The sequence below is a fragment of the Micromonospora sp. M61 genome (assembly GCF_018070245.1).
GTDB classification, from domain to species: Bacteria; Actinomycetota; Actinomycetes; order Mycobacteriales; family Micromonosporaceae; genus Micromonospora; species Micromonospora zamorensis.
This window is the reverse complement of the sequence record NZ_JAGPYA010000010.1, coordinates 21681-41832: the sequence shown is the minus strand read 5'-3', so window position 1 is coordinate 41832 and position 20152 is coordinate 21681. Positions and strand designations below refer to the sequence as shown.

The following is a 20152-nucleotide window of genomic DNA, read 5'->3' as shown; positions in this document are numbered from 1 at the left end:
TGGTGCGGCGGGGCGGGCAGTGGCTTATCAGGAGGGGGACGGCGGATCCGGCAGCCCGGCGGCGATAGCGGCGAACGCCTCGTCCACGTAGTCGCGCAGGGGGCGGGTGTCGTCGCCGGCGGACCAGCGCAGCATCGCGGTGTGGAAGGCAGCACTGGTGACAGCGGTGATGAGCGGCGGGAGGCCGTGGTCGGGGCCTACGCCGAGGCGGGTGGCGATGACCGAGACCATCGCTCGCTCCGTCGCGATGTTGCCGGACACCAGCCGGGGCAGCAGCGCGGGGTTCTGGGTGATGACCGCCAGCCGCAGCCGCCACAACTCCCGGTCGGCCTGGATCGTGTCGATCGCCTCGTCGAGGGCCAGTCGGACGGCCTGCAATGTCGGCACCTGCGCAGGGGCGGCCGCCAGACGCGCCACGACCGGGTTGCCGTCGAGCGCCGGATCGTCGGTGAGTGCCTCGTCCTTGCAGGTGAAGTAGTTGAAGAAGGTCCGCGAGGACACGTCCGCGGCCTCGCTGATCTCCTCCACCGTCACGTGCTCCAGGCCGCGTTCGGCGACCAGCCGCAGCGCGGCGGCGGTCAGCGCGGCCCGCGTCTGCGCCTTCTTGCGGTCGCGACGCCCGGGCGCGGCTTGGTCGGTGTCGGTCACGCGAGCGAGATTAGGAGCGAACTTGCACAGCCTGCAAGTTTTTAGAGTGTGAAGTGATCTTCCTGACTCGCGATGCTGGTCGGAGCCGGACGGATCGGTCGCTCGGTGCGGGGCACGGCGCCGGTGGTCTCCAGGATGAGCCCGGCGACCAGGTCCGGGTCGTCGCTCATCGGGACGTGCCCGCACCTGGGCAGCGTCACCACCCGTGCCGCCGGCAGGCCCGCCCGGGCGCGCTCGGCCTGGTGGACGCCGAAGATCCGGTCGCGGTCGCCCCAGCCGATGGTCACCGGCACCGTCGGGTCGGACAGCCGAAGGCAGTCGAAGCGATAGTCGCGGGCGGCTCGGGCCACGGCGTTGAAGCCGAGCCCCCGTCGCAGGGCGAGCGCGTCACCCAGCGCGCGCTCGACGTCCAGCAGGGTCGGGCGGGCCATCAGCGGCGCGAAGCACAACGCCCGTAGGTACGCCGAGCGCAGCGCGACCCGCATGATCGGGGTGGGCAGGTACGAGTTGGCCCGCAGCATCCGGAGGATGGCCAGCGCCCGCCGGCGCTCAGCCGGGGTGAAGAAACCGGCGGGGGAGAAGGCGGTGGCCGAGGCGGCCGCCCCCGTCGCCGCAAGCTCCAGGGCGATCGCCCCACCGAGGCTGTAGCCGGCGACGTGCGGACGCTCCAGCCCCCACTCCGTCAGGACCGGCAGGACCCCGGCCACGGTGGCGGCCATGTCGGCGGGCATGCCGGTGCCCGGCACCGGAGAGTTCCCGAATCCGGGCAGGTCGAGCGCGATCACCTCGTGGTGGGCGGTGAGCCGCTCGAACACCGGCTCCCACGCCTGATGGCGGTGACCGATGCCGTGGATGAGCAGGAGGGGCTCGCCGCTGCCCGCACGTCGGAAATGAATGCTCATGACTGCCCTCCCACCGACGTCCTGCCGAAGGAACGCCCGAGCTGGCGTACCTCGTCTTCCATCTGGCCGACCATGGTCTGGCCACCGAAGCGGGTGATCAACGTGTCCGAGAGGCCGCTCAGCACCACCGGCCGCAGCGCCTGCACCATGGCGAGCGATCGTGGCACGTACACCTTGCGTTTGCGGCGCTCGATGCCCCGGAGCAGGGCCTCGACGCACTGCTCGACCGGGACGACGGTGGACAGCGGCCACGGCAACCGGCGCAGCGTGGCGCGGAACGACGCCAGGTCGTCACGGATGTCGCGGACCAGGTCGGTGTCGATCCAGATCGGATGCGCCGTGCCGACGGTGACGCCGCGTGAGCGGGTCTCCAGGCGCAGCACGTTGGCGAACTGCTCCACACCCGCCTTGGACGCGCAGTAGGCCGCCATCCCGGGCATCGCCGTGAAAGCGGCGGCCGACGAGATGATCAGGACGTGGCCACGGGCGGCGGTGACGTGCGGCAGCGCCGCGCTGACCGTGCGGATCGCGCCGCAGAGGTTCACCTCGACGGTACGGACCAGCGCGTCGACCGGCCCCACGGCGACGGTGCCGAGGTTCGCGATGCCCGCGTTGGCCACGACAACGTCGATGCCACCGAAGCGGTCGACAGTGGAGGCGACCGCCGCGTCCAACGCCGCCTGGTCGGTGACGTCACACTCGTACCAGTGCGCGTCGAGGTCGGCACCGAGCTGCTTGAGCAGCTCGCCCTCCAGACCAACGACGGCGACCTGGGCGCCCCGCGCGACCGCCTCGCGGGCCATCTGCGCCCCGATGCCGCGCGCCGCGCCGGTGATGAGCACTGTCCTGCCCGCCAGGTCATACCGCATCGGCGTGCTCCCGTTCCGCGTCGTTGGGGGTGTTCCCGGGCGTGGCGACCTGGTAGTCGGCCGGGCGGAACCGGCGCAGCCGCATCCGGAAGCTGGTGGCGAAGCCTGGCCAGATGGTGGTGTTGCGGCCGGTGCTGTCGAGATACCAGCTCTGACAGCCGGTCTCCCACACGGTGCCGGTCATCTTCTGATCGACCCGCTCGGTCCAGCGCCGTTGCGCGTCACCGGTGGGCTCGATGGCCCCGATGCCCTTGGCCCGCATGTGACGCAGTGCCGCGAGCACCAGGTGCAGCTGTGCCTCAATCATCAGCACCACGGAGGTGTGCCCGAGCCCGGTGTTCGGGCCGAGCAGGAAGAACAGGTTGGGGAAGCCAGCGATGGTCGTGCCCCGGTACGCGTGCATGCTGGGGGTCCACGCATCTGCCAGGCTGCGCCCACCCCGACCGTGGATGCGTCGGACGACGGGGGAGTCGGTGACGTGGAAGCCGGTGCCGAAAATGATCGTGTCCGCCGGGTGATGGACGTCGTCGTCGGTGACGAGGCCGTCCGGCACGATCCGAGCGATGCCGGCGGTGACCACGTCGACGTTCGGTCGGGTGAGCGACGGCCAGTAGTCGTTGGAGATCAGCACCCGCTTGCAGCCCATCGCGTAGCGGGGAGTGAGCTTGTCCCGCAGGTGCGGGTCGGAGACCTGACGCCGCAGCGTACGCAGGGACAGGCGCGAGGCGAGGCGGTTGACCGCCGGGTGCAGGAAGCCCAGGCCCATGCCCTCGCGTACCAGATAGAGCCCTGCCCGGGCGGCCCGTTGCGCGCCGGGCACGGTGCGGAACGCGGCCTGCTCGACCCCGCTGATCCGGCGGGACAACCTCGGCATGATCCACGCGGGGGTGCGCTGGAAGAGCGTCAGCTTCTCGACCGTCGGCTGGATCTGTGGCACGAACTGGACGGCCGAGGCGCCGGTGCCGATCACCGCGACGCGCCGGCCGGTCAGATCGTGGTCGTGCCGCCAACGGGCGGAGTGGAACACCGTGCCGGCGAACCCGTCGATCCCGGGCAGGTCGGGGATGGCCGGGTCGCTGAGCGGGCCGGCGGCACAGATCAGGACGCGGGCGCTGTGGTCGCCGCCGGAGGTGCGCAGCAGCCAGCGTTGGCGCTGGTCGTCCCACCTCGCCTCGTGCACCTCGTGGCGCAACCGCAACCTCGGGCGGATCCCGAAGCGGTCGACGCAGCCCCGCAGGTAGTCCCAGATCTCCGGCTGACCGGAGAACGTGTTCGACCAGCGGGGGTTGGGGGCGAAGGAGAACGAGTAGAGGTGCGACGGGACGTCGCAGGCGCAGCCCGGGTAGGTGTTGTCACGCCAGGTGCCGCCGACGTCCTCACCCCGGTCGAAGACGAGGAAGTCGGTGAAGCCGGCCCGCTGGAGGCGGATGGCGGCGCCCAGGCCACCGAAGCCGGCGCCGATGATGGCAACGTCTGTCTCCATTCACTCCTCCGTGTGCTCGGGCGCGGAAGTCGGGTCGGCCACGGGCGGCCAGGGCGGATCGCCCACGCCGGTGATTCGTACGCCGCCCCACGGGTCGACCTCGGCCAGTCGGGCGGCCCGGACGCGGTCGGCGATGCGCACCTCGACGTCGCGTCGGCCGGAGCGCAGCAGGTGGGCCACCCGTGGCTCGGGCTCGATCCGCCCACCCCAGTGGAAGCGGCCGTCGACCGGCTCCCACCGCCCGCTGAGGTGCACCCGGACCGAGGTGCCCTCGACACCCGCCGGGCCGTGGTAGCTCACGGCACGATCCGCTCGTGGGCGCGGGTGAGCTCGTGCGGCAGGTCGGCGCTGGCCCGTACCCCCTCGATGCCGCTCCACAGCAGAGCGGTCAGGTAGTCGGTGAGAGCGGCCCGGCTGATCGGCTGGCCGTGCGTGGTCCACCAGTCGCCGACCGCCTGCACGAAACCCACCAGGCCGTACGCCCACGGCTCCGCCGGGCCGGCGTCCAGGCCCAGAGCCCGCAGGCGGTCACCGATCACCCGGGCCAGCCCGGCGGCCACCTGTCGGCTGGTGCCGGCGACCACCTGGTGGATGCCGGGTTGGCCGGACTGTCGCATCAGGAACCGGTAGAGCGTGGGCTGTGACTCGATCACCCCGAGGTACGCGTCGATCGTCGCCTCGACCAGGTCACGCTCCTCGCGGACCTGCTCGATCGCCGGCGCGATGGCGTCGACCACCCGGGCCGCCACCACCTCGCTGACCGCGACCCAGAGCTGCGACTTGTCGGCGAAGTAGCGGTACAGGACCGGTTTGCTGACGCCTGCTGTGGCGGCGACCTGTTCCATGTCGACGTCCGGCCCGTGCCGCAGCAGCGCCTGCACGGCAGCCCCGACCAACTCCTGCCGCCGTTGCTCACGATGGTCTGCCCAGCGGTCCCGGCGGCCGTTGCCCTTCGCCTTCGGACCGCCGTCGGGGGGCGTGACCGGCGGGTCGGATGCATTGACATCGGTGAGCGGCGATTGCATGCTACTACTCGTAACAGTTACCGGTCGTCACGTCAATATGGAGGAGCCATGGAGGCGGCGGATACCGGGCGTGCGGCGGTCGCCGAGCGACTACTCACGTCCTCACTGCGGACCAGCTACGACCCCACAGTCGAAATCGACTGGGACGCCCCGCACACCCCCGGCGCCTACTGGCTCCCGCCGCAGCGCAGCAGCCTCTACGGCACGCCACTGTGGGAGCAGCTCAGCGAGGAGCAGCGCGTCGAGCTCACCAAGCACGAGGTGGCCAGCGCGGCCAGCGCCGGGCTGTGGTTCGAGACGATCCTCATGCAGATGCTGATCCGGGAGTACTACCGCGCCGACCCGACCAGTCGGCAGGCCCAGTACGCGTTGACCGAGGTCGCCGACGAGTGCCGGCACTCCATCATGTTTGGCCGGCTGATCGAGGCGATGGGTTGTCCGGTCTACCGCGCGAGCACTGTCGACCACCACCTCGGGCGCTTCCTCAAGGCCACCGCCAGCGGCCCCCGGATGTACGCCGCGATCCTCATCGCGGAGGAGATCCTCGACGCGTTCCAGCGCGAGATCATGGCGGACGAGTCGCTCCAGCCGCTCATCCGGATGGTCTCCCGCATCCACGTGGTCGAGGAGGCGCGACACGTCCGGTTCGCCCGTGAGGAACTGGCCGCCGCCGTCGAGGCCACCGGCCCGGCGGGCATGGCGTACGCCCGGCTGTTGGTTGGTCGCGCCGCCTACACGATCGCGAACCGCCTGGTCCATCCCGACGCGTACGCGGCGGTGGGCATCCCACCGGCGGTCGGTCGTGCCGCTGCCCGCGCCAATCCGCACTGGCGTGCCACCCTGCGCTGGTCGGCGGAGCGGGTGCACGCCAACCTGGCGGGCGTCGGCCTGGTGGCCGGGCCGGGGCGTCTGCTGTGGGCGCGGGCCGGGCTGATCTGACCCGTCGCCCGGTGGAGCGGCAGGGGCGTTCGTGCCGTCAGGCCCGTTCGACCCGCGCCTGCTGGTGGTCGGTCAGCCGGAGCCCCACCCCTCGAACGACGTCGATGGTGGCCCCGGTGCCGAGGTCGTGCAGCTTGCGGCGCAGCCGCTTCACGAGCGACTGCACGTCCGCCTTGCGTTCGCGCCCCTCGTCACCCCAGACCGACCGGTGCAACTCCGCGTAGCTCCAGACCCGGGCCGGCTCGGTGATCAGGCAGGTCAACAGGTCGTGTTCCAGGCGGGTGAGATCGATTTCGCGATCACCGCAGCGGGCGCTGGAGCGGGACGAGTCGATCACCAGGGCGGCGACCGGCGGCGGCTCGGACGCGGCGGCGGCCACCTGCTGCGGGGCGGCGATCAGCCGGCGTAGCTCGTCGAGGTCGGCCACCAGCAGCAGTGGCGCGATGCCGTCGAGGCGCTCCGCGAGCCGGATGCGCTCGGCCGGCGACGAGGTCACCGCGATCAGCAGCGGGAACGGCTCGTCGGCCGGATCACCCCTGTTCAACGTTGCCTCGTCGTCCTCGGCCACAGCACCGCCCGGGATCGATGGGCATCCCTGCCCAACTCTCGTCATGGTCCTGACAATGATTGGCAAGCGCGCCGCCAGCAGGGCAACTCTTAGCGACAAGTTGCTCACGGCAAGTTCTTGATCGTCCTTTCTTCTCGATCATAGTGTCCACTCGGGCAACCGGCGTGACCCGCGCGGTGCATGGGGGAGGTCCACCATGGCCCATTTTCACCCTGGGTCGTTCTGAGGGAGGCAGCACCGATGTTCAGACGTCCACAATGGCGGCGCGCAGCCAGATCACTGGTGAGCGCCGGGGCGGCGACGATCCTCGCCGCGACATGCTTGGCCACCATGGGCTCGGGCGCGCAGGCCGCGCCGGGCGGCGGGATGGGGGCGGGCGCCCCGACCGGCGACAAGATCCGACCGGAGCTCGCCAGGCAGCTCCAGGCCAAGAGTGAAGGGGACTTCTGGATCCGGTTCAAGGACCGGGCGGACCTCAGCAAGGCCAGCGCCATCAAGGACTGGTCGAAGCGTGGCACCGCTGTTGCGGACGCTCTGCGCAAGACCGCCGCGGCGAGCCAGGGCAAGATTCGGGCCGACCTCGACAGCTCGGGCGCGAAGTACCAGACCTTCTGGGCCACCAACGCGATCAAGGTGAGCAGCGGCTCGCTCGCGATGGCGCAGAGGTTCGCCGGCCACTCGGAGGTCGAGGGCCTCTACGCCCCGGTTGCCTACAAGGTGCCCGAGACCACCAAGGGCACCGACGAGAAGACCGTGAACGCCCTCGAGTGGGGCGTCGCCAACATCAACGCCGACGACGTCTGGTCCCAGTACGGCGTCAAGGGCGAGGGCATCACGATCGCGAGCATCGACAGCGGTGTCCAGTTCGACCACCCGGCGCTGGTGAACTCCTACCGCGGCAACAACGGCGACGGGACGTTCGACCACAACTACAACTGGTTCGACGCCGCCGGCACCTGCGCGACCGCCCCCTGCGACGACGACGGCCACGGTACGCACACGATGGGCACCATGGCCGGATCCGACGGCGCGAACCAGATCGGTGTCGCCCCCGGGGTCAGGTGGATCTCGGCGAACGGTTGCTGCCCCAGCGACGCCGCTCTGATCGAATCCGGTCAGTGGATGCTCGAACCACTGGACCTCAACGGCCAGAACGCGGACGCGAGCAAGCGACCGAACGTCATCAACAACTCCTGGGGCACCCGGGACCCGTCCAACGAGCCCTTCATGGAGGACGTGACCAACGCCTGGACCGCGTCCGGGATCTTCGGTGTCTGGTCCAACGGCAACAGCGGACCGGCATGCCAGACCAGCGGCTCGCCGGGCAGCCTCGCCAGCAACTACTCGACCGGCGCGTACGACGTCAACAACAACATCGCCGGCTTCTCCGCCCGGGGCACCGGGCAGAACGGCGAGATCAAGCCCAACATCTCGGCCCCCGGTGTGAACGTCCGGTCGAGCATTCCCGGCAACTCCTACGGCAGCATCAGCGGCACCTCGATGGCCGCGCCGCACCTCGCGGGCGCGATCGCGCTGCTGTACTCGGCGGCCCCGTCGCTCATCGGTGACGTGGACGCGACCCGCGCGCTGCTCAACGGCGCGGCCGTCGACAAGGCCGACGACCAGTGCGGTGGCACCGCGGCCGACAACAACGTCTACGGAGAGGGCCGGCTCGACGCACTCGCGTTGCTCAACGCCGCTCCGACCGGCGACATCGGCACCCTGGCCGGCACGGTCACCGACGCGGCCACCGGCGCCCCGATCGCCGGCGCGACCCTCACCCTCACCGGCCCGAGCGCCCGTGAGCTGACCACCGGAGCGGACGGCAAGTTCTCGACCCAGCTGCCCATCGGTGACTACCAGGTCGCCGTGGCGGCCTTCGGCTACGCCAGCACCACGAAGCCGGCGACGGTCACCAAGGGCGCGACCACGACGCTTACCGTCGCGTTGACGCCGGTGCCGAGTGTCAACGTCACCGGCGCGGTCACCGACGGCTCCGGCCACGGGTGGCCGTTGTACGCGAAGGTGACCGTCACGGGCGTGTCCGGCGTCTACGACTACACCACCCCGTCGAACGGCCGTTACAGCATCTCGCTGCCGGCCGGGCAGACGTACACCCTGAAGTACGAGTCGCAGTACCCGGGCTACCAGACCGTCACCAAGGAGGTCGTGGTCGGTTCCGGCAACGTCACCGCCAACGTCGCCGTGCCGGTGGACACCACCACCTGCACCACCGCCCCCGGATACACGTTCGGCTCGGACGGTGAGTACGAGACCTTCGACGGCACGACCACGCCGGCCGGCTGGACCGTCGTGGACAACGCGGGCAGCGGTCAGGTCTGGAAGTTCACCGACGACGGCGACCGGGGCAACCTGACCGGCGGCACCGGCAACTTCGCGATGATCGACAGCGACGCGTACGGCGCGGGCAGCAGCCAGGACACCTCGCTGGTCAGCCCGGTGGTCGACCTGACCGGTGTGACGGCCCCGGTCGTCCGGTTCAACCAGGACTTCAACCAGCTGGCCGACGACACCGCCGACGTCGATCTGAGCATCGACGGTGGCACCACCTGGACCAACCTGCTCCGGCAGGAGACCGACGTCCGGGGACCGAAGGTGACCGAGATCCCGATCCCGCAGGCGGCCGGCCAGGCGCAGGTGCAGGTGCGGTTCCGCTACTACGACGCCTCGTACGAGTGGTGGTGGGAGGTCGACAACGTGCTGATCGGCAGCCAGGTCACCTGCGTGCCGGTCGACGGCGGTCTGGTCGTCGGTAACGTCCGCGACAAGAACGACAACAGCTACGTCAACGGCGCTACCGTCACCAGCAAGGACCGGCCCGCCGAGAAGGCCGTCACCGTGGCGACCCCGGACGACCCGGGGCTGGCCGACGGCTTCTACTGGATCTACTCGACGGTGACCGGCACGCACCCGTTCACCGCCAGCGCCGGCAACTACGTCAGCCAGACCAAGCAGGTCGACGTCGAGGCCGACTGGGCGACCGTGGCGAACTTCCAGCTCGCGGCCGGTCGACTGTCGGTGACGCCGACGCAGTTGAGCGCGACGCTCCAGATGCCCAACGGCAAGGCCAGCAAGACGTTCACGGTGACCAACACCGGCGGCGCGCCGGTCGAGGTGAAGTTCAGCGAGCGGGACAACGGGTTCGAACTCCTCCGCGCGGACGGGTCCACTGTCACCAGGCAACAGGTGCTCGGGGCCAGTGGCGCGCCGGAGCAGCGGCTCAACGCCCCGACGTCGTTCGCCGCCAAGGCATCCGGCAAGTTCGCCAAGGCCGCCGTCGCCGGGGTCGGCCCGAACGCGGCACCGTGGACCGACATCGCCAACTACCCGTCCGCGATCATGGACAACCGGGTGGTGCACCTGGACGGCAAGGTGTACTCGCTCGGTGGTGGCGACGGTAGCGCCTCCACCGCGAAGGCCTACGCCTACGACCCGGCCGCCCAGGCCTGGACGGCGATCGCCGACCTTCCGGGTGCCCGCAACGCCCTGACCGTGGGTGTCGCGGACGGGAAGATCATCGCTACCGGTGGCTGGGGCGACGCCGGCCCGGACTCCGCCACCTGGTCGTACGACCCGGGGGCCAACACCTGGACGGAGCTGGCCGACAACCCGGCGCCACGGGCCGCGGCCGGTCAGGCCGTCGTCGACGGCAAGCTGTACGCCGTCGGTGGCTGCACCACCGCGGAGTGCCTGCCGATGTCGAACAGCGTCGTCCGGTACGACCCGGCCGGGAACACGTGGGAGACGATGGCCAACTACCCGAAGTCGGTGGCCTTCGCCTCCTGCGGCGGGATCGACGGCATCCTCTACTGCACCGGCGGCAACGACGGTTCCGCCTCGCAGAAGTCCAGCTACGCCTTCGACCCGGGTGCCAACACCTGGACGGCGATCGCCGACGCGCCGGCCGACAACTGGGCCAGCTCGTACGCCGTCGCCAACGGCAAGCTGCTCGTCGTCGGTGGCTCGCAGGGTGGGGCCATCAGCAACGCCGGCTTCGCCTTCGACCCGGCCGCCGGCTCGTGGTCCAACCTGCCGAACGCCAACACGGCCCGCTACCGCGGTGGTGCGGCGTGCGGCTTCTACAAGATCGGCGGTTCGTCCGGCAGCTTCAACGCGGCGGCCAACAGTGAGGTGCTTCCGGGCTTCGAGGGGTGCGCCGAGTCGGCGGCCGACGTCAGCTGGATGACCATCGACAAGTCGTCGGCCACCCTCGCGCCGGGCGCGAAGGTCACTGTCACCGTCGGAATGACGGCGAACGTGGACCAGCCGGGCACCTACTCCGGCTCGGTCGGGATCTCGGAGAACACCCCGTACTCGGTGGCACCGGTCGCGGTGACCATGACCGCGAACCCCCCGAAGACCTGGGGCAAGCTCATGGGTACGGTCACCGGCACCAGCTGCCAGGGTGCGACCTCGCCGCTCACCGGCGCGGTCGTCCAGGTCGACTCGTGGGCGGCGTCGTACACCTTCGCCACCGATGCCGAGGGCAGGTACGCCTACTGGATGGACCGCCGCAACAACCCGCTCACCATGATCGTCGCCAAGGACGGCTGGAAGCCCCAGACCCGTCAGACGAAGATCGCCACCGCCGCTCCGACGGTGGAGAACTTCGGGTTGGCGCCCATCAAGTGCTGACGTCTGAGCGGTAGCGCACAACTCCGGCCCGCCTGGTCACCGACCAGGCGGGCCGGACCGCGTCCGGAGGGTCGTCGCGGGCCGACACCGCTCGCCCGCCGTCGGCAAACTGATTGGTCCTCGCGCGCTGAAGTGCGAAGATCCGCCGATGTCCCACAACACACGGCAGCGTCGGCTGGCCGCCCAGCGCGCCTGCGACCGAATCCTGTCCGGCAGCCGGCCCGCGACCATGCGTGAGCGGCTCGCCGACCTGGCCGCGGGCGGCGACCTGGATGGCCAGCCCGACTTCTACGGCGACGGCCCGGTCACCACGCTGGAGGAACGCGTGGCGGAGCTGTTGGGCACCGAGGCCGCCGTCTTCTTCCCGACCGGCACGATGGCACAGCAGGTCGCGCTGCGTTACGGCGCCGAGCACAGCGGACACCCGACGGTGGCTCTCCACCCGCTCGGCCACCTGGAGGTGCACGAACGGCATGCCTACGCCAACCTGAGCGGGCTGCGCAGCACCTGGCCGACCACCGAACCCCGAAACCCCACCGCCGCCGAGATCAGCGCGCTCGCCGACCCCGTGAGCAGCGTCGTCATCGAACTCCCGCTGCGCGACGCCGGCTTCGTCCTCCCCACCTGGGACGAACTCGCCGCCGCGTCCGCCGCCGCGCACTCCATCGGCGCCCGCCTCCACCTCGACGGCGCCCGACTGTGGGAATCCACCCCCTATCTGGCGCACACCCTCAGCGAGATCGCCGACCTCGCCGACAGCACCTACGTCTCGTTCTACAAGACGATCGGCGGTCTCAGCGGCGCGGCGCTCGCGGGCACCGAGCAGCTCGCCTCCTACGCCCGCGTCTGGCGGCACCGCTACGGCGGTCAGGTGTTCCAGCAGTGGCCGGCCGCCCTGAGCGCGCTCGCCGGTCTCGACCGGGAGTTGCCCCGCATCCCCGAGTACGTGCGACACGCACGGACCGTCGCCACGGCGCTCGCCGCCCTGCCCGGCGCGTTGGTGTACCCGGAGCCTCCGCACACCCAGAGATTCCGCCTGTTCCTGCCGCATCCGGCGCAGGCGCTCGATGACGCCGCGCTGGCGCTCGCGGAGGACGAGAAGGTGTGGTTCGCCGCCGGCTGGCAGGAGACGGACGTGCCCGGCATGGCGATGACCGAGATCACCGTCGCCGATCCCGCTCTCGACTGGACCACCGAGGACGTCACCGAGATCGGCGCACGCTTCCTCAGCCGCGTCCAGGACCGCTGATCCTCCCGCCGATGAACGAGGGGCCCGCGGGCCGCCGACGTCCTAGATCGGGGCGAGGCGGAAGCCGACCCCGCGTACCGAGTGGATCGTCGTCGCGGCGTTGAGACGCGCGAGCTTGCCGCGCACCCGGCGGACCACCGAGTGCATGTCGGAGTTACGGCCGAGGTGCCGGTTGCCCCAGACCTCGAGGTGCAGACGCTCGTAGGTCCAGATCTGCCCGGGCGCGTGCACCAGGCAGAGCAGGACGTCGTGCTCCAACCGGGTCAGGTCGATCTCCTGGTCGCGCCACCGCAGCACCCGGCGGTCGGAGTCGACGGCCAGATCCGGTGGCGGCGACTGCGGGCTGGGCGCCACCTCGGCGAGCACGGCGACGGCCTGCGGGGCCGCGACCGGAGGTGCCTCGATCACCCCGAGGAACTCTCGGGCCTGGTCGACGTTCGAGACGATCAGAAAGGCGTCACTGCCGCCGAGCAGCCGAGCCAGGTGTCGGCGTTCGGCCGGCGAGGACGCGATGCCGATGACCAGGCTGGCGACTGGAATTTCCTGCATTCCCCAACCCCTTCCGGTTCCCCAACTCACTCCGGATGGATGTCCTGCACCGTCGACCAGACATCGATCGGCGTCCTGACCCTAGTGGTGGCTGATCTCGGCTGGGTAAAACATCGTTGCATGCAGGCATGTGAATCCCGCTGCCTCGTCCGGGCCCACCCGGCCCTACCGCCGACGATCCGCTTTCCGGAAGCGCCGGGGGCGGTTGTGACAGAACCAAGACAATTCGAGTACGGCGTACGGACCTGCCGGGGCGAGCATGGTCGGCATGTCCATCGGATCGTCGTACCCCGTCGGGCGGTCGACGCCCGGTCCGCAGCCGGCGCGACCGCTGCCGCACGCCCACGCGGCGGCGCCTCTCGGTCTCCGGCTGCTCGCGGTGGCGCTGTGCTGTCTGCTCGCCCTGACCCTCACCGCCACCGTCTTCGTGCGGACGTACCCCGGTCAGTGGCTGGACGGAGTGCTCCTACCGAGGGCGGAGCGTGGCGGGGGGTACGAGCAGCAGACCGTCCTGGTGGGTCCGGCCAAGACCGTGCTGGCCACGTTCGGCAGCCCGACACTGCTCGCTGCCCTGCTCGGCGCGATGCTGCTGGTGGGTGTGCTCCGCCGCCGGCTGGTGGCGGGCATCGTCGGCGTGGGCATGGTCCTCTGCGCGGTGGTGGTGGCCGGTGCGGTGAAGTCGGCGTTGCCCCGCCCGGACCTCCAGGTCGAGAGTTCGACCACCCACAACAGCTTCCCCAGCGGCCACGTCGCGGCGGCGACGACACTGCTGCTGGCGTTCATGCTGGTCCTGCCCGGGTGGGCCCGACGCTGGCTCGTGGTGCCGGGCGCGGCAGGTGTCTCGGTGATCGCGGCGGCCACGATGATCGCGGGCTGGCACCGGTTCAGTGACGCGCTCGGCGGCTTACTGCTGGGTGTGGCGTTGTTCTGCCTGGCCGCGGCCTTGCTGGCCGGTTGGCGTGGCGACCACGACAGGGTCGGCGGGCCCGACGGTGGCGGTCTGTGGCGCAGGTTGGCCGAGGCGGCGCTCGCGCTGGTCGTGCTGGTCTGGGCACTGGTGGTCGGCGTGCCCGGCCTGGCCGCGTCGGTGCAGCGTGGGGCGCTCGTCGCCATCGTGGCGGCCGGCGCGTCCACGGTGTTCCTGGTGGGTTCGGTGGTGTTCCTGGTGCGTTCGGCCGATTTCGCGGTCCCGCTCTCCGCGCGCCGTGGCGGGCCACCGCAACCAGTGGCCGAACCCCAAAAGATCTCATGATGGGATACTTGACGACATGTCCCAGGTCCTGCTGATCGAAGACCACCAGACGGTGCGCGACGGGCTTCAGCTGGCGCTCACGCGACAGGGCCACACGGTGCACGCCGTGGGGACGGGGGAGCAGGGCCTGGAGCGGCTGCGCACCACCTCGGCCGACGTCGTCGTCCTCGATCTCATGCTGCCCGGCATGGACGGCTTCGAGGTCTGCCGCCGGATCCGGCAGCTCGGCGACCTGCCGATCATCATGCTGACCGCCCGCAACGACGACATGGACGTGGTGGCGGGCCTGGAGGCCGGCGCCGACGACTACGTGGTCAAGCCCGTGCAGGCCCGGGTGCTGGAGGCACGCATCCGCGCGGTGCTCCGGCGGACCGGTGGCGAGTCGCGGCGTGCCGGTGGCGAGCGGGCCGGCCTGGAACAGCACGGCGCGCTGACCATCGACCGGGCCGCGCTGGTGGTCAGCAAGGACGGGGCGCCGGTCAGCCTCGCCCCGACGGAGCTGCGCCTGCTCCTGGAGCTCTCACACACCCCAGGTCAGGTGCTCAGCCGCCAGCAACTGCTGGAGGCGGTGTGGGAACACGGCTATCTCGGTGACTCGCGGCTCGTGGACGCCTGCGTCCAGCGGGTACGCGCCAAGATCGAGGCTGACTCGTCGGCACCGGTCTTCATCCAGACCGTGCGCGGCTTCGGATACCGGTTCGGGCCGCTGTGACACCGTGGCGCTGGGTCGGCGCCCGAGTCTCGGGCCTGCGGGTCCGGCTGCTCCTGGCGTTCGCGTTGCTGGGCGTGACCACGACGGCGGTCGTGGCCAGCGGCAGCTACTTCCAGGCCCGGACCGTCATCCTCCAACAGGCGCAGGACGCCGCGGTGATGTCGCTGACCGACCAGATCACCAAGATCTACCCGATCGCCCAGCTTCCGCCGACCCAGGGCGATCTGGACCTGTTGGCCCAGCGTCTCTCCGACCGGGAGGGCTTCGCGGTGGTCGTCTACCGGGACATGCGGTCGCGGGGCGGCTCCGATTTCGCCGACCCGCTCACCCCCGAGCTGCGGCAGGAGGTCGGCGACGGCAGGATCGCCTGGCAACGTGTCTCGCTCGACGGGCAGCCCTGGCTGCTCATCGGCACCCAGCTGGAGCTCGACCGGCCCGACGGCACGTCCCGGGCCTCCGGGCTGGAGGTCTACTCGGTGCGCAACCTCGCGCCCGAGCAGCAGAGCATCGACCGCCTCGCCAACCGGGCGTGGATGACGGGCGGCCTGTCCCTGATCCTCGCCGTCCTGCTGGCCCTGCTGTCCGCCCGCGGCGTGCTGCGACCCGTCCGCGACCTCGGCCGGGCGGCGCGCCGCCTCGGTGAGGGCGATCTGAGCACCCGGCTGGCGGTTCGGGGAGCCGACGAGCTGGCGGACGTGGCGCGCACCTTCAACGACACCGCGGGCACGCTGGAGCGGCAGGTCGGTGAGCTGCGGCGGATGGAGTCCGACGCCCGCCGATTCGTGGCCGACGTCTCGCACGAGCTCCGTACGCCGTTGGCCGCGATGACGGCGGTCACCGACGTGCTGGACGAGGAGGCGGACCACCTGCCCGGGGACGCGGGGCGGGCCGCCCGGCTGGTCAGCCAGGAGACGCAGAACCTCACCCAGCTGGTCAACGACCTCATCGAGGTCAGCAGGTTCGACTCCGGCACCGCTCGGCTCGCCCTGGACGACGTGGACGTGGCCGCGGCGGTGACCGCGACCCTGCGGATCCGGGGCTGGCTGGACCGGGTGCGAACCGAGCTGCCACCCGGAGTGGTGGCCCGAATCGACCCCCGTCGGCTCGACGTCATCGTCGCCAACCTGGTCGGCAACGCCTTCCGGCACGGTGCCGAGCCGGTGTCCGTACGCCTGGACGCCGACCGGGACTGGATCACGATCGAGGTGACCGACGAGGGGCCGGGGCTGGACCCGGAGGTGCTGCCGCACGTCTTCGACCGCTTCTACAAGGCCGACACCGCGCGGACCCGCTCCGAGGGAAGCGGCCTCGGCCTCGCCATCTCCTGGGAGAACGCCCGCCTGCACCGCCACGGCGAGTGGCGGGGGAGCCTCGTCGCGGCCAACGGCGCCGGCGGAGGCGCGGTGTTCACGCTTCGCCTGCCCCGGGACACGGCGGACACCGGAGGTGCCCGGTGACCGGCCGGCGGACGGGCCGCGCGCTGCTCGCCGGTGGACTGCTGCTCGCGCTGCTCGCGCCTGGTTGTGGGGTACGGCCCAGCGAGGTCATCAGGGGTCGCCCGGCGGTCAGCGGCCCGGCGCAGGGCACGGGGCTCTACCTGCTCGCGCGGGGCGAACTCGTGCTCGTCCTGCGCCCGGTGAAGGTGGACTCGTCGCCCGCCGACACGCTCGCCCTGCTCGCCGCCGGTCCGGAGGAGAACGAGCGGCGCCAGGGTTTCACCAGCGACGTTCCGGCCGGGCTCGACCCGGTCACTGTGACGTCGGGGGCCGATCCGGCCGGTGGTCTCACGGTCCGCACGACCACCGCCGTGCGGACCTTGTCGGCCGACGCGGCCGACCAGATCATCTGCACTGTCGTCGACGCCGCCCAGCAGGACGGTTTCGCGGACAGCTCCGCCCCGGTCACCATCGTCGGGTCCGACGGCGCCCGACCGCCCCGGCCGTGCCCGATCAGGTGAGCGGGCACGGCCACCGCCTCAGACCAGGTTGGCCGCTCGTGGCCGGGGCAACCCACTGTGGCTGGTCCGATCCCGGTCGACCAGCGCGCCGGAGATCAGGATGTCGATCAGGGCGGCGAACCCGATGCCGGCCTTCTGCCAGATCTGTGGGAACTGCGACGCGGCGGTGAAACCGGGGAACGTGTTGACCTCGTTCACGATGGGCTCCGACGACCCCTCGGCGGGCAGGAAGAAGTCGACCCGCAGCAGGCCGCGACAGTCGAGGGCCTGGAAGGCGCGGATCGCGCGGTCCTGGAGCACCTCGGTGGTGGCCGCGTCGAGCGGGGCGGGGATCTCGAAGACCGCCCCACCGTCGTACTTCGCGTCGTAGTCGAAGAAACCGGCACCGGTCACCCGGATCTCCAGCGGTGGGCCGGCCTGCACCCGGCCGTCCGGGTGTTGGAGGACCGCCACGTCGATCTCCCGCCCCCGGGCCCCCTGCTCGATGAGCACCTTCGGGTCGACCTGTCGGGCCAGTTCCAGAGCGGCGGGAACTCCCGCCCAGTCGTCCACCTTGACGACGCCCAGGCTGGACCCGGCGCGAGCCGGCTTGACGAAGACCGGCAGGTCCAGTCGTTGCCGGTCGTCGGGCGACAGCTCCTCGCCCGGCCGCAGTGTCACTCCCGGGCTGACCCGCAGGCCCTCCGCGGCGAGCAGCCGCTTGGTGACACCCTTGTCCATTCCGGCGGCACTGGCGAAGACACCGTTGCCGACGTACGGCACGCCGAGCCATTCCAGCAGCGACGCCACTGTGCCGTCCTCGCCGTACGGGCCGTGCAGGGCCGGGAACACCACATCCTGGGCGCGCAGGACACGCAGCGCCGCAGGCAGCGGCGTCGGGCGTCCCCCGACATGCCACCCGCCGTCGCGGTCGATGAGCACCTCGGTGACCTGGTACCGCTTCCGGTCCAGGTTGGCGAGGATGCTGGCCGCCGAGCGGCAGGACACGTCGTGCTCGCCGCTCTGCCCGCCGTACAGCACTGCCAGTCGGATCGTCATGAGGTCCGTGCCCTTCCGTGGAGGTGGTCGCGGGCCACCCGGGCCCCGATGCCGGTCAAGATCTCGTGCGGGTTGGTGCCCGCCCAGCGGGCCCACTCGACGACCGTCGGTGGGCTCTGGTCACCCTCGGCGGGACCGAACACCACGACCGGGTCGCCGATCGCCACGGGAAGGTCGCCGACGTCGACCACGCACTGGTCCATGGCGATGCGCCCGACGATCGGGCACCGCCGGCCGCCGAGCCACACCTCGGCGCGGCCTCCGGCGGCCCGGGGCAGCCCGTCGGCGTAACCGAGCGGCAGCAGCGCCAGCGTGGTCGGCGCCCCGGTCACGTGTTCCGGCCCGTAGGAGACGCCCGTGCCCGTGGGCACCCGTTTGACGTTGATCACGCTCGTGCGCAGGGTCATCGCGGCGTGCAGGCCGAACTCGCCCGGGCCGGTGGCGCCGAACGGGTCGACTCCGTACAACGCGATCCCGATCCGGCAGAGGTCGAAGCGGGTCCGGGGCGCCGACAGCGCGGCCGCCGAGTTGGCCAGGTGGACGAGATCGGGTTCGAGACCGGCCGACCGCGCGATCCGCAGGGCCTCCTCGAAGGTGGCCACCTGTCGGCTCAACTCGGGAGCGCCGGGCAGGTCCGCGTCGACGAGGTGGGACCACACGCCGCGCACCCGGATCCCGCCCTCCCGTTCGTACTTGCGGGCCCAGGCGACCAACTCGGGCCAGTCGTCCCCGGCGGCTCCGTTGCGGGACAGGCCGGTGTCCGCCTTGAGCTGCACCATCGCCGGCACGCCGAGCAGGTGGACCGCGTCGGCGACGGCGTGCAGGTGCGTCGTCGTCGACACACCGACGTCGACACCACTCTTGATCAAGGTACCGAAGTCGTCGTTCGGCCCGTGCAGCCAGCTCAACGTGGGTGCTGTCACACCCGCGTCGCGCAGGGCCAGCGCCTCGGTCACCGAGGTCACCCCAAGCCAGGTGGCGCCGGCGCGGAGCGCGGCACGGGCCACCCGCACCGCGCCGTGACCGAACCCGTCCGCCTTCACCACCGCCATCAGGCTGGTGCCGGTGACCGACGTGATGGCCCGCACGTTGCTGGCGACCGCGTCCAGGTCGACCAGCGCCTCGGCCAGGGCGCTCATCCGGCCACCTCCACCCGTCGCGGCCCGGGCAGCGCGAACAGCCACCCCGCGCGAAGCGCCAGGAGCCCGCGGTGGACGGCCAGGCTCAGGCCGATCACCAGACCGGTCAGCAGAATCGGATATCCGAGCACGAGCAGGCCCTGAGCGGACCCACCCAGGCCGGAAACCGGTACGAGCAACAGCCGGTGCAGTACGGCCAGAACCGGCATGTGGACGACGTAGATCGGCAGGGTGATGCGGCCGAGCCCAGCCAGCGGTCTGCTGATCGCCGGCCAGTGAGCCAGTCGGGCGGCGGCGGTCACACCGAAGGCGACCGCCACCACCGAGACGGCAATCCATACGCCGAACCACTGCTGGGCGCCGGCCACCGCCATCGCGGCGAGCGCGAGGACATAGGCGCCGGAGGTCAGCGCGAGCCGACGCCGGCTGGCGGTGGCGGCCCACTGCTGGATCTGCGGCCGCAGGTACAGGCCGGCCAGGAAGAAGACCAGGTTCTGGTAGAGACCGGCGCGGTTGCCCGGGGTGTCGAGCAGGCCGGCGGCGGCGACGGCGGACAGCAGAGCGGCGGGTACGAGCACCAGCGCCCGGGGCGCCCGGCGGGTCACCTTGGCGATCGTGAAGTACACCGCCAGGGCGTACAGGTACCAGAGGTTGGACGGCGTGATGGTGAGCTGCTCCAGCAGGCCGAGGGCAGAGGTGGCGCGGTCGGTCGGCAGCTGCGGGGCAGCGGTGAGGATGGCGGTGTGGATCAGCAGCCAGACGGCGTACAGGTAGAGGAACCCGGCGATCCGGCTGCGGGCGACGACCCGCCAGGGCCGCTGGGCGGCGTTCGCCGCGAAGACGCCGGAGATGGTGAAGAACAACGGCATCCGCAGCGGCAGGAACTGCTCACCCAACGTGCCCCACAGGCCCGGCACCGGTACGCCGATGTGCCAGTCGATCTGCAGGTAGTCCTTGACGACGACGTGCCACAGGACGACGAGAATGATGCAGGCGCCCTTCGCGGCGTCGGCCCACTCCGCCCGCTGTGACAGTCCCGCGGGCCTGGGATTGGTGGGAGACAGCTGTTGGATCACCCAGCAGAAGCTGCCAGCCGGATATCCGCAGGTGATCCACGAATTGTCATGAACCGGTAATGGACGTCGCGCGGGCCGGGTCGGCGGGGT

18 protein-coding genes are annotated in these 20152 nt (G+C 71.2%); 7 read left to right on the top strand and 11 right to left on the bottom strand.

Annotated features, from left to right (window positions below; genetic code table 11):
- Positions 1-27: 27 nt before the first annotated feature.
- The 6 genes from KBX34_RS07980 to KBX34_RS07955 are packed head-to-tail and all read right to left on the bottom strand — an operon-like array spanning position 28 to position 4927.
- Complete coding sequence (locus KBX34_RS07980) at positions 28-648, bottom strand: TetR family transcriptional regulator (protein ID WP_210790208.1); 621 nt, start codon at positions 646-648, stop codon at positions 28-30.
- A gap of 41 nt (positions 649-689) precedes the next feature.
- The gene (locus KBX34_RS07975; RefSeq protein ID WP_210790205.1) at positions 690-1550 is read right to left on the bottom strand and encodes an alpha/beta fold hydrolase; all 861 of its coding nucleotides are present in this window, start codon (positions 1548-1550) and stop codon (positions 690-692) included.
- Positions 1547-2419, bottom strand: coding sequence for an SDR family oxidoreductase (locus tag KBX34_RS07970; protein WP_141909827.1), 873 nt, complete (start codon positions 2417-2419; stop codon positions 1547-1549). Before KBX34_RS07970 ends, KBX34_RS07975 begins: the two co-directional genes overlap by 4 nt.
- The gene (locus KBX34_RS07965) at positions 2409-3902 is read right to left on the bottom strand and encodes an NAD(P)/FAD-dependent oxidoreductase (RefSeq protein ID WP_210924144.1); all 1494 of its coding nucleotides are present in this window, start codon (positions 3900-3902) and stop codon (positions 2409-2411) included. Before KBX34_RS07965 ends, KBX34_RS07970 begins: the two co-directional genes overlap by 11 nt.
- Positions 3903-4202: a DUF4873 domain-containing protein gene (locus KBX34_RS07960; protein WP_088948659.1), complete on the bottom strand. Its 300-nt coding sequence runs from the start codon at positions 4200-4202 to the stop codon at positions 3903-3905. It abuts the gene before it with no gap.
- Entirely contained in the window at positions 4199-4927 is a 729-nt protein-coding gene (locus KBX34_RS07955; protein WP_210790186.1) for a TetR family transcriptional regulator, read from the bottom strand. The genes KBX34_RS07960 and KBX34_RS07955 overlap by 4 nt, the downstream gene beginning before the upstream one ends.
- A 48-nt stretch (positions 4928-4975) precedes the next feature.
- Between KBX34_RS07955 and KBX34_RS07950 the strand changes: the two genes are divergently transcribed.
- Positions 4976-5866 carry a diiron oxygenase gene (locus tag KBX34_RS07950; RefSeq protein WP_210924142.1) on the top strand — a complete coding sequence of 297 codons (891 nt, stop codon included), beginning with the start codon at positions 4976-4978 and terminating at the stop codon, positions 5864-5866.
- A gap of 37 nt (positions 5867-5903) precedes the next feature.
- Here the strand turns inward: KBX34_RS07950 and KBX34_RS07945 are convergent, their stop codons facing one another.
- Entirely contained in the window at positions 5904-6479 is a 576-nt protein-coding gene (locus tag KBX34_RS07945) for a winged helix-turn-helix domain-containing protein (protein ID WP_141909823.1), read from the bottom strand.
- Between the two features lie 285 nt (positions 6480-6764).
- On the opposite strand from KBX34_RS07945, the gene KBX34_RS07940 reads away from it, so the two are divergent.
- Positions 6765-11090, top strand: a complete 4326-nt coding sequence (locus KBX34_RS07940; RefSeq protein WP_247671584.1) for a S8 family serine peptidase — start codon at positions 6765-6767, stop codon at positions 11088-11090.
- A 148-nt stretch (positions 11091-11238) separates the two neighbouring features.
- The gene (locus tag KBX34_RS07935) at positions 11239-12339 is read left to right on the top strand and encodes a low specificity L-threonine aldolase (protein ID WP_210790178.1); all 1101 of its coding nucleotides are present in this window, start codon (positions 11239-11241) and stop codon (positions 12337-12339) included.
- Positions 12340-12381: 42 nt separating this feature from the next.
- Here KBX34_RS07935 and KBX34_RS07930 read toward each other — a convergent pair whose 3' ends face one another.
- Positions 12382-12888 (bottom strand): winged helix-turn-helix domain-containing protein, encoded by a 507-nt coding sequence (locus tag KBX34_RS07930; protein ID WP_141909820.1) that lies wholly within the window; start codon positions 12886-12888, stop codon positions 12382-12384.
- Between the two features lie 268 nt (positions 12889-13156).
- Between KBX34_RS07930 and KBX34_RS07925 the strand changes: the two genes are divergently transcribed.
- From KBX34_RS07925 to KBX34_RS07910, 4 genes are read left to right on the top strand one after another with little or no spacing between them, the layout of a single operon-like run.
- Positions 13157-14140, top strand: a complete 984-nt coding sequence (locus KBX34_RS07925; protein WP_210790176.1) for a phosphatase PAP2 family protein — start codon at positions 13157-13159, stop codon at positions 14138-14140.
- A gap of 16 nt (positions 14141-14156) precedes the next feature.
- Positions 14157-14852 carry a response regulator transcription factor gene (locus KBX34_RS07920; RefSeq protein WP_088948651.1) on the top strand — a complete coding sequence of 232 codons (696 nt, stop codon included), beginning with the start codon at positions 14157-14159 and terminating at the stop codon, positions 14850-14852.
- Positions 14849-16309, top strand: a complete 1461-nt coding sequence (locus tag KBX34_RS07915) for a HAMP domain-containing sensor histidine kinase (protein ID WP_210790173.1) — start codon at positions 14849-14851, stop codon at positions 16307-16309. The genes KBX34_RS07920 and KBX34_RS07915 overlap by 4 nt, the downstream gene beginning before the upstream one ends.
- A complete protein-coding gene (locus KBX34_RS07910) occupies positions 16306-16809 on the top strand; it encodes a hypothetical protein (RefSeq protein ID WP_307871353.1) in 504 nt (167 codons plus the stop codon). Before KBX34_RS07915 ends, KBX34_RS07910 begins: the two co-directional genes overlap by 4 nt.
- 18 nt (positions 16810-16827) lie before the next feature.
- Here KBX34_RS07910 and KBX34_RS07905 read toward each other — a convergent pair whose 3' ends face one another.
- Genes KBX34_RS07905 through KBX34_RS07895 form a run of 3 tightly spaced genes read right to left on the bottom strand, consistent with a single transcriptional unit; the run spans position 16828 to position 20062 of the window.
- Complete coding sequence (locus KBX34_RS07905; protein WP_210790170.1) at positions 16828-17847, bottom strand: D-alanine--D-alanine ligase family protein; 1020 nt, start codon at positions 17845-17847, stop codon at positions 16828-16830.
- Positions 17844-18986, bottom strand: a complete 1143-nt coding sequence (alr, locus tag KBX34_RS07900; protein ID WP_210790168.1) for an alanine racemase — start codon at positions 18984-18986, stop codon at positions 17844-17846. Before alr ends, KBX34_RS07905 begins: the two co-directional genes overlap by 4 nt.
- Positions 18983-20062 (bottom strand): acyltransferase, encoded by a 1080-nt coding sequence (locus KBX34_RS07895; RefSeq protein ID WP_307871352.1) that lies wholly within the window; start codon positions 20060-20062, stop codon positions 18983-18985. The genes alr and KBX34_RS07895 overlap by 4 nt, the downstream gene beginning before the upstream one ends.
- Positions 20063-20152 lie beyond the last annotated feature (90 nt).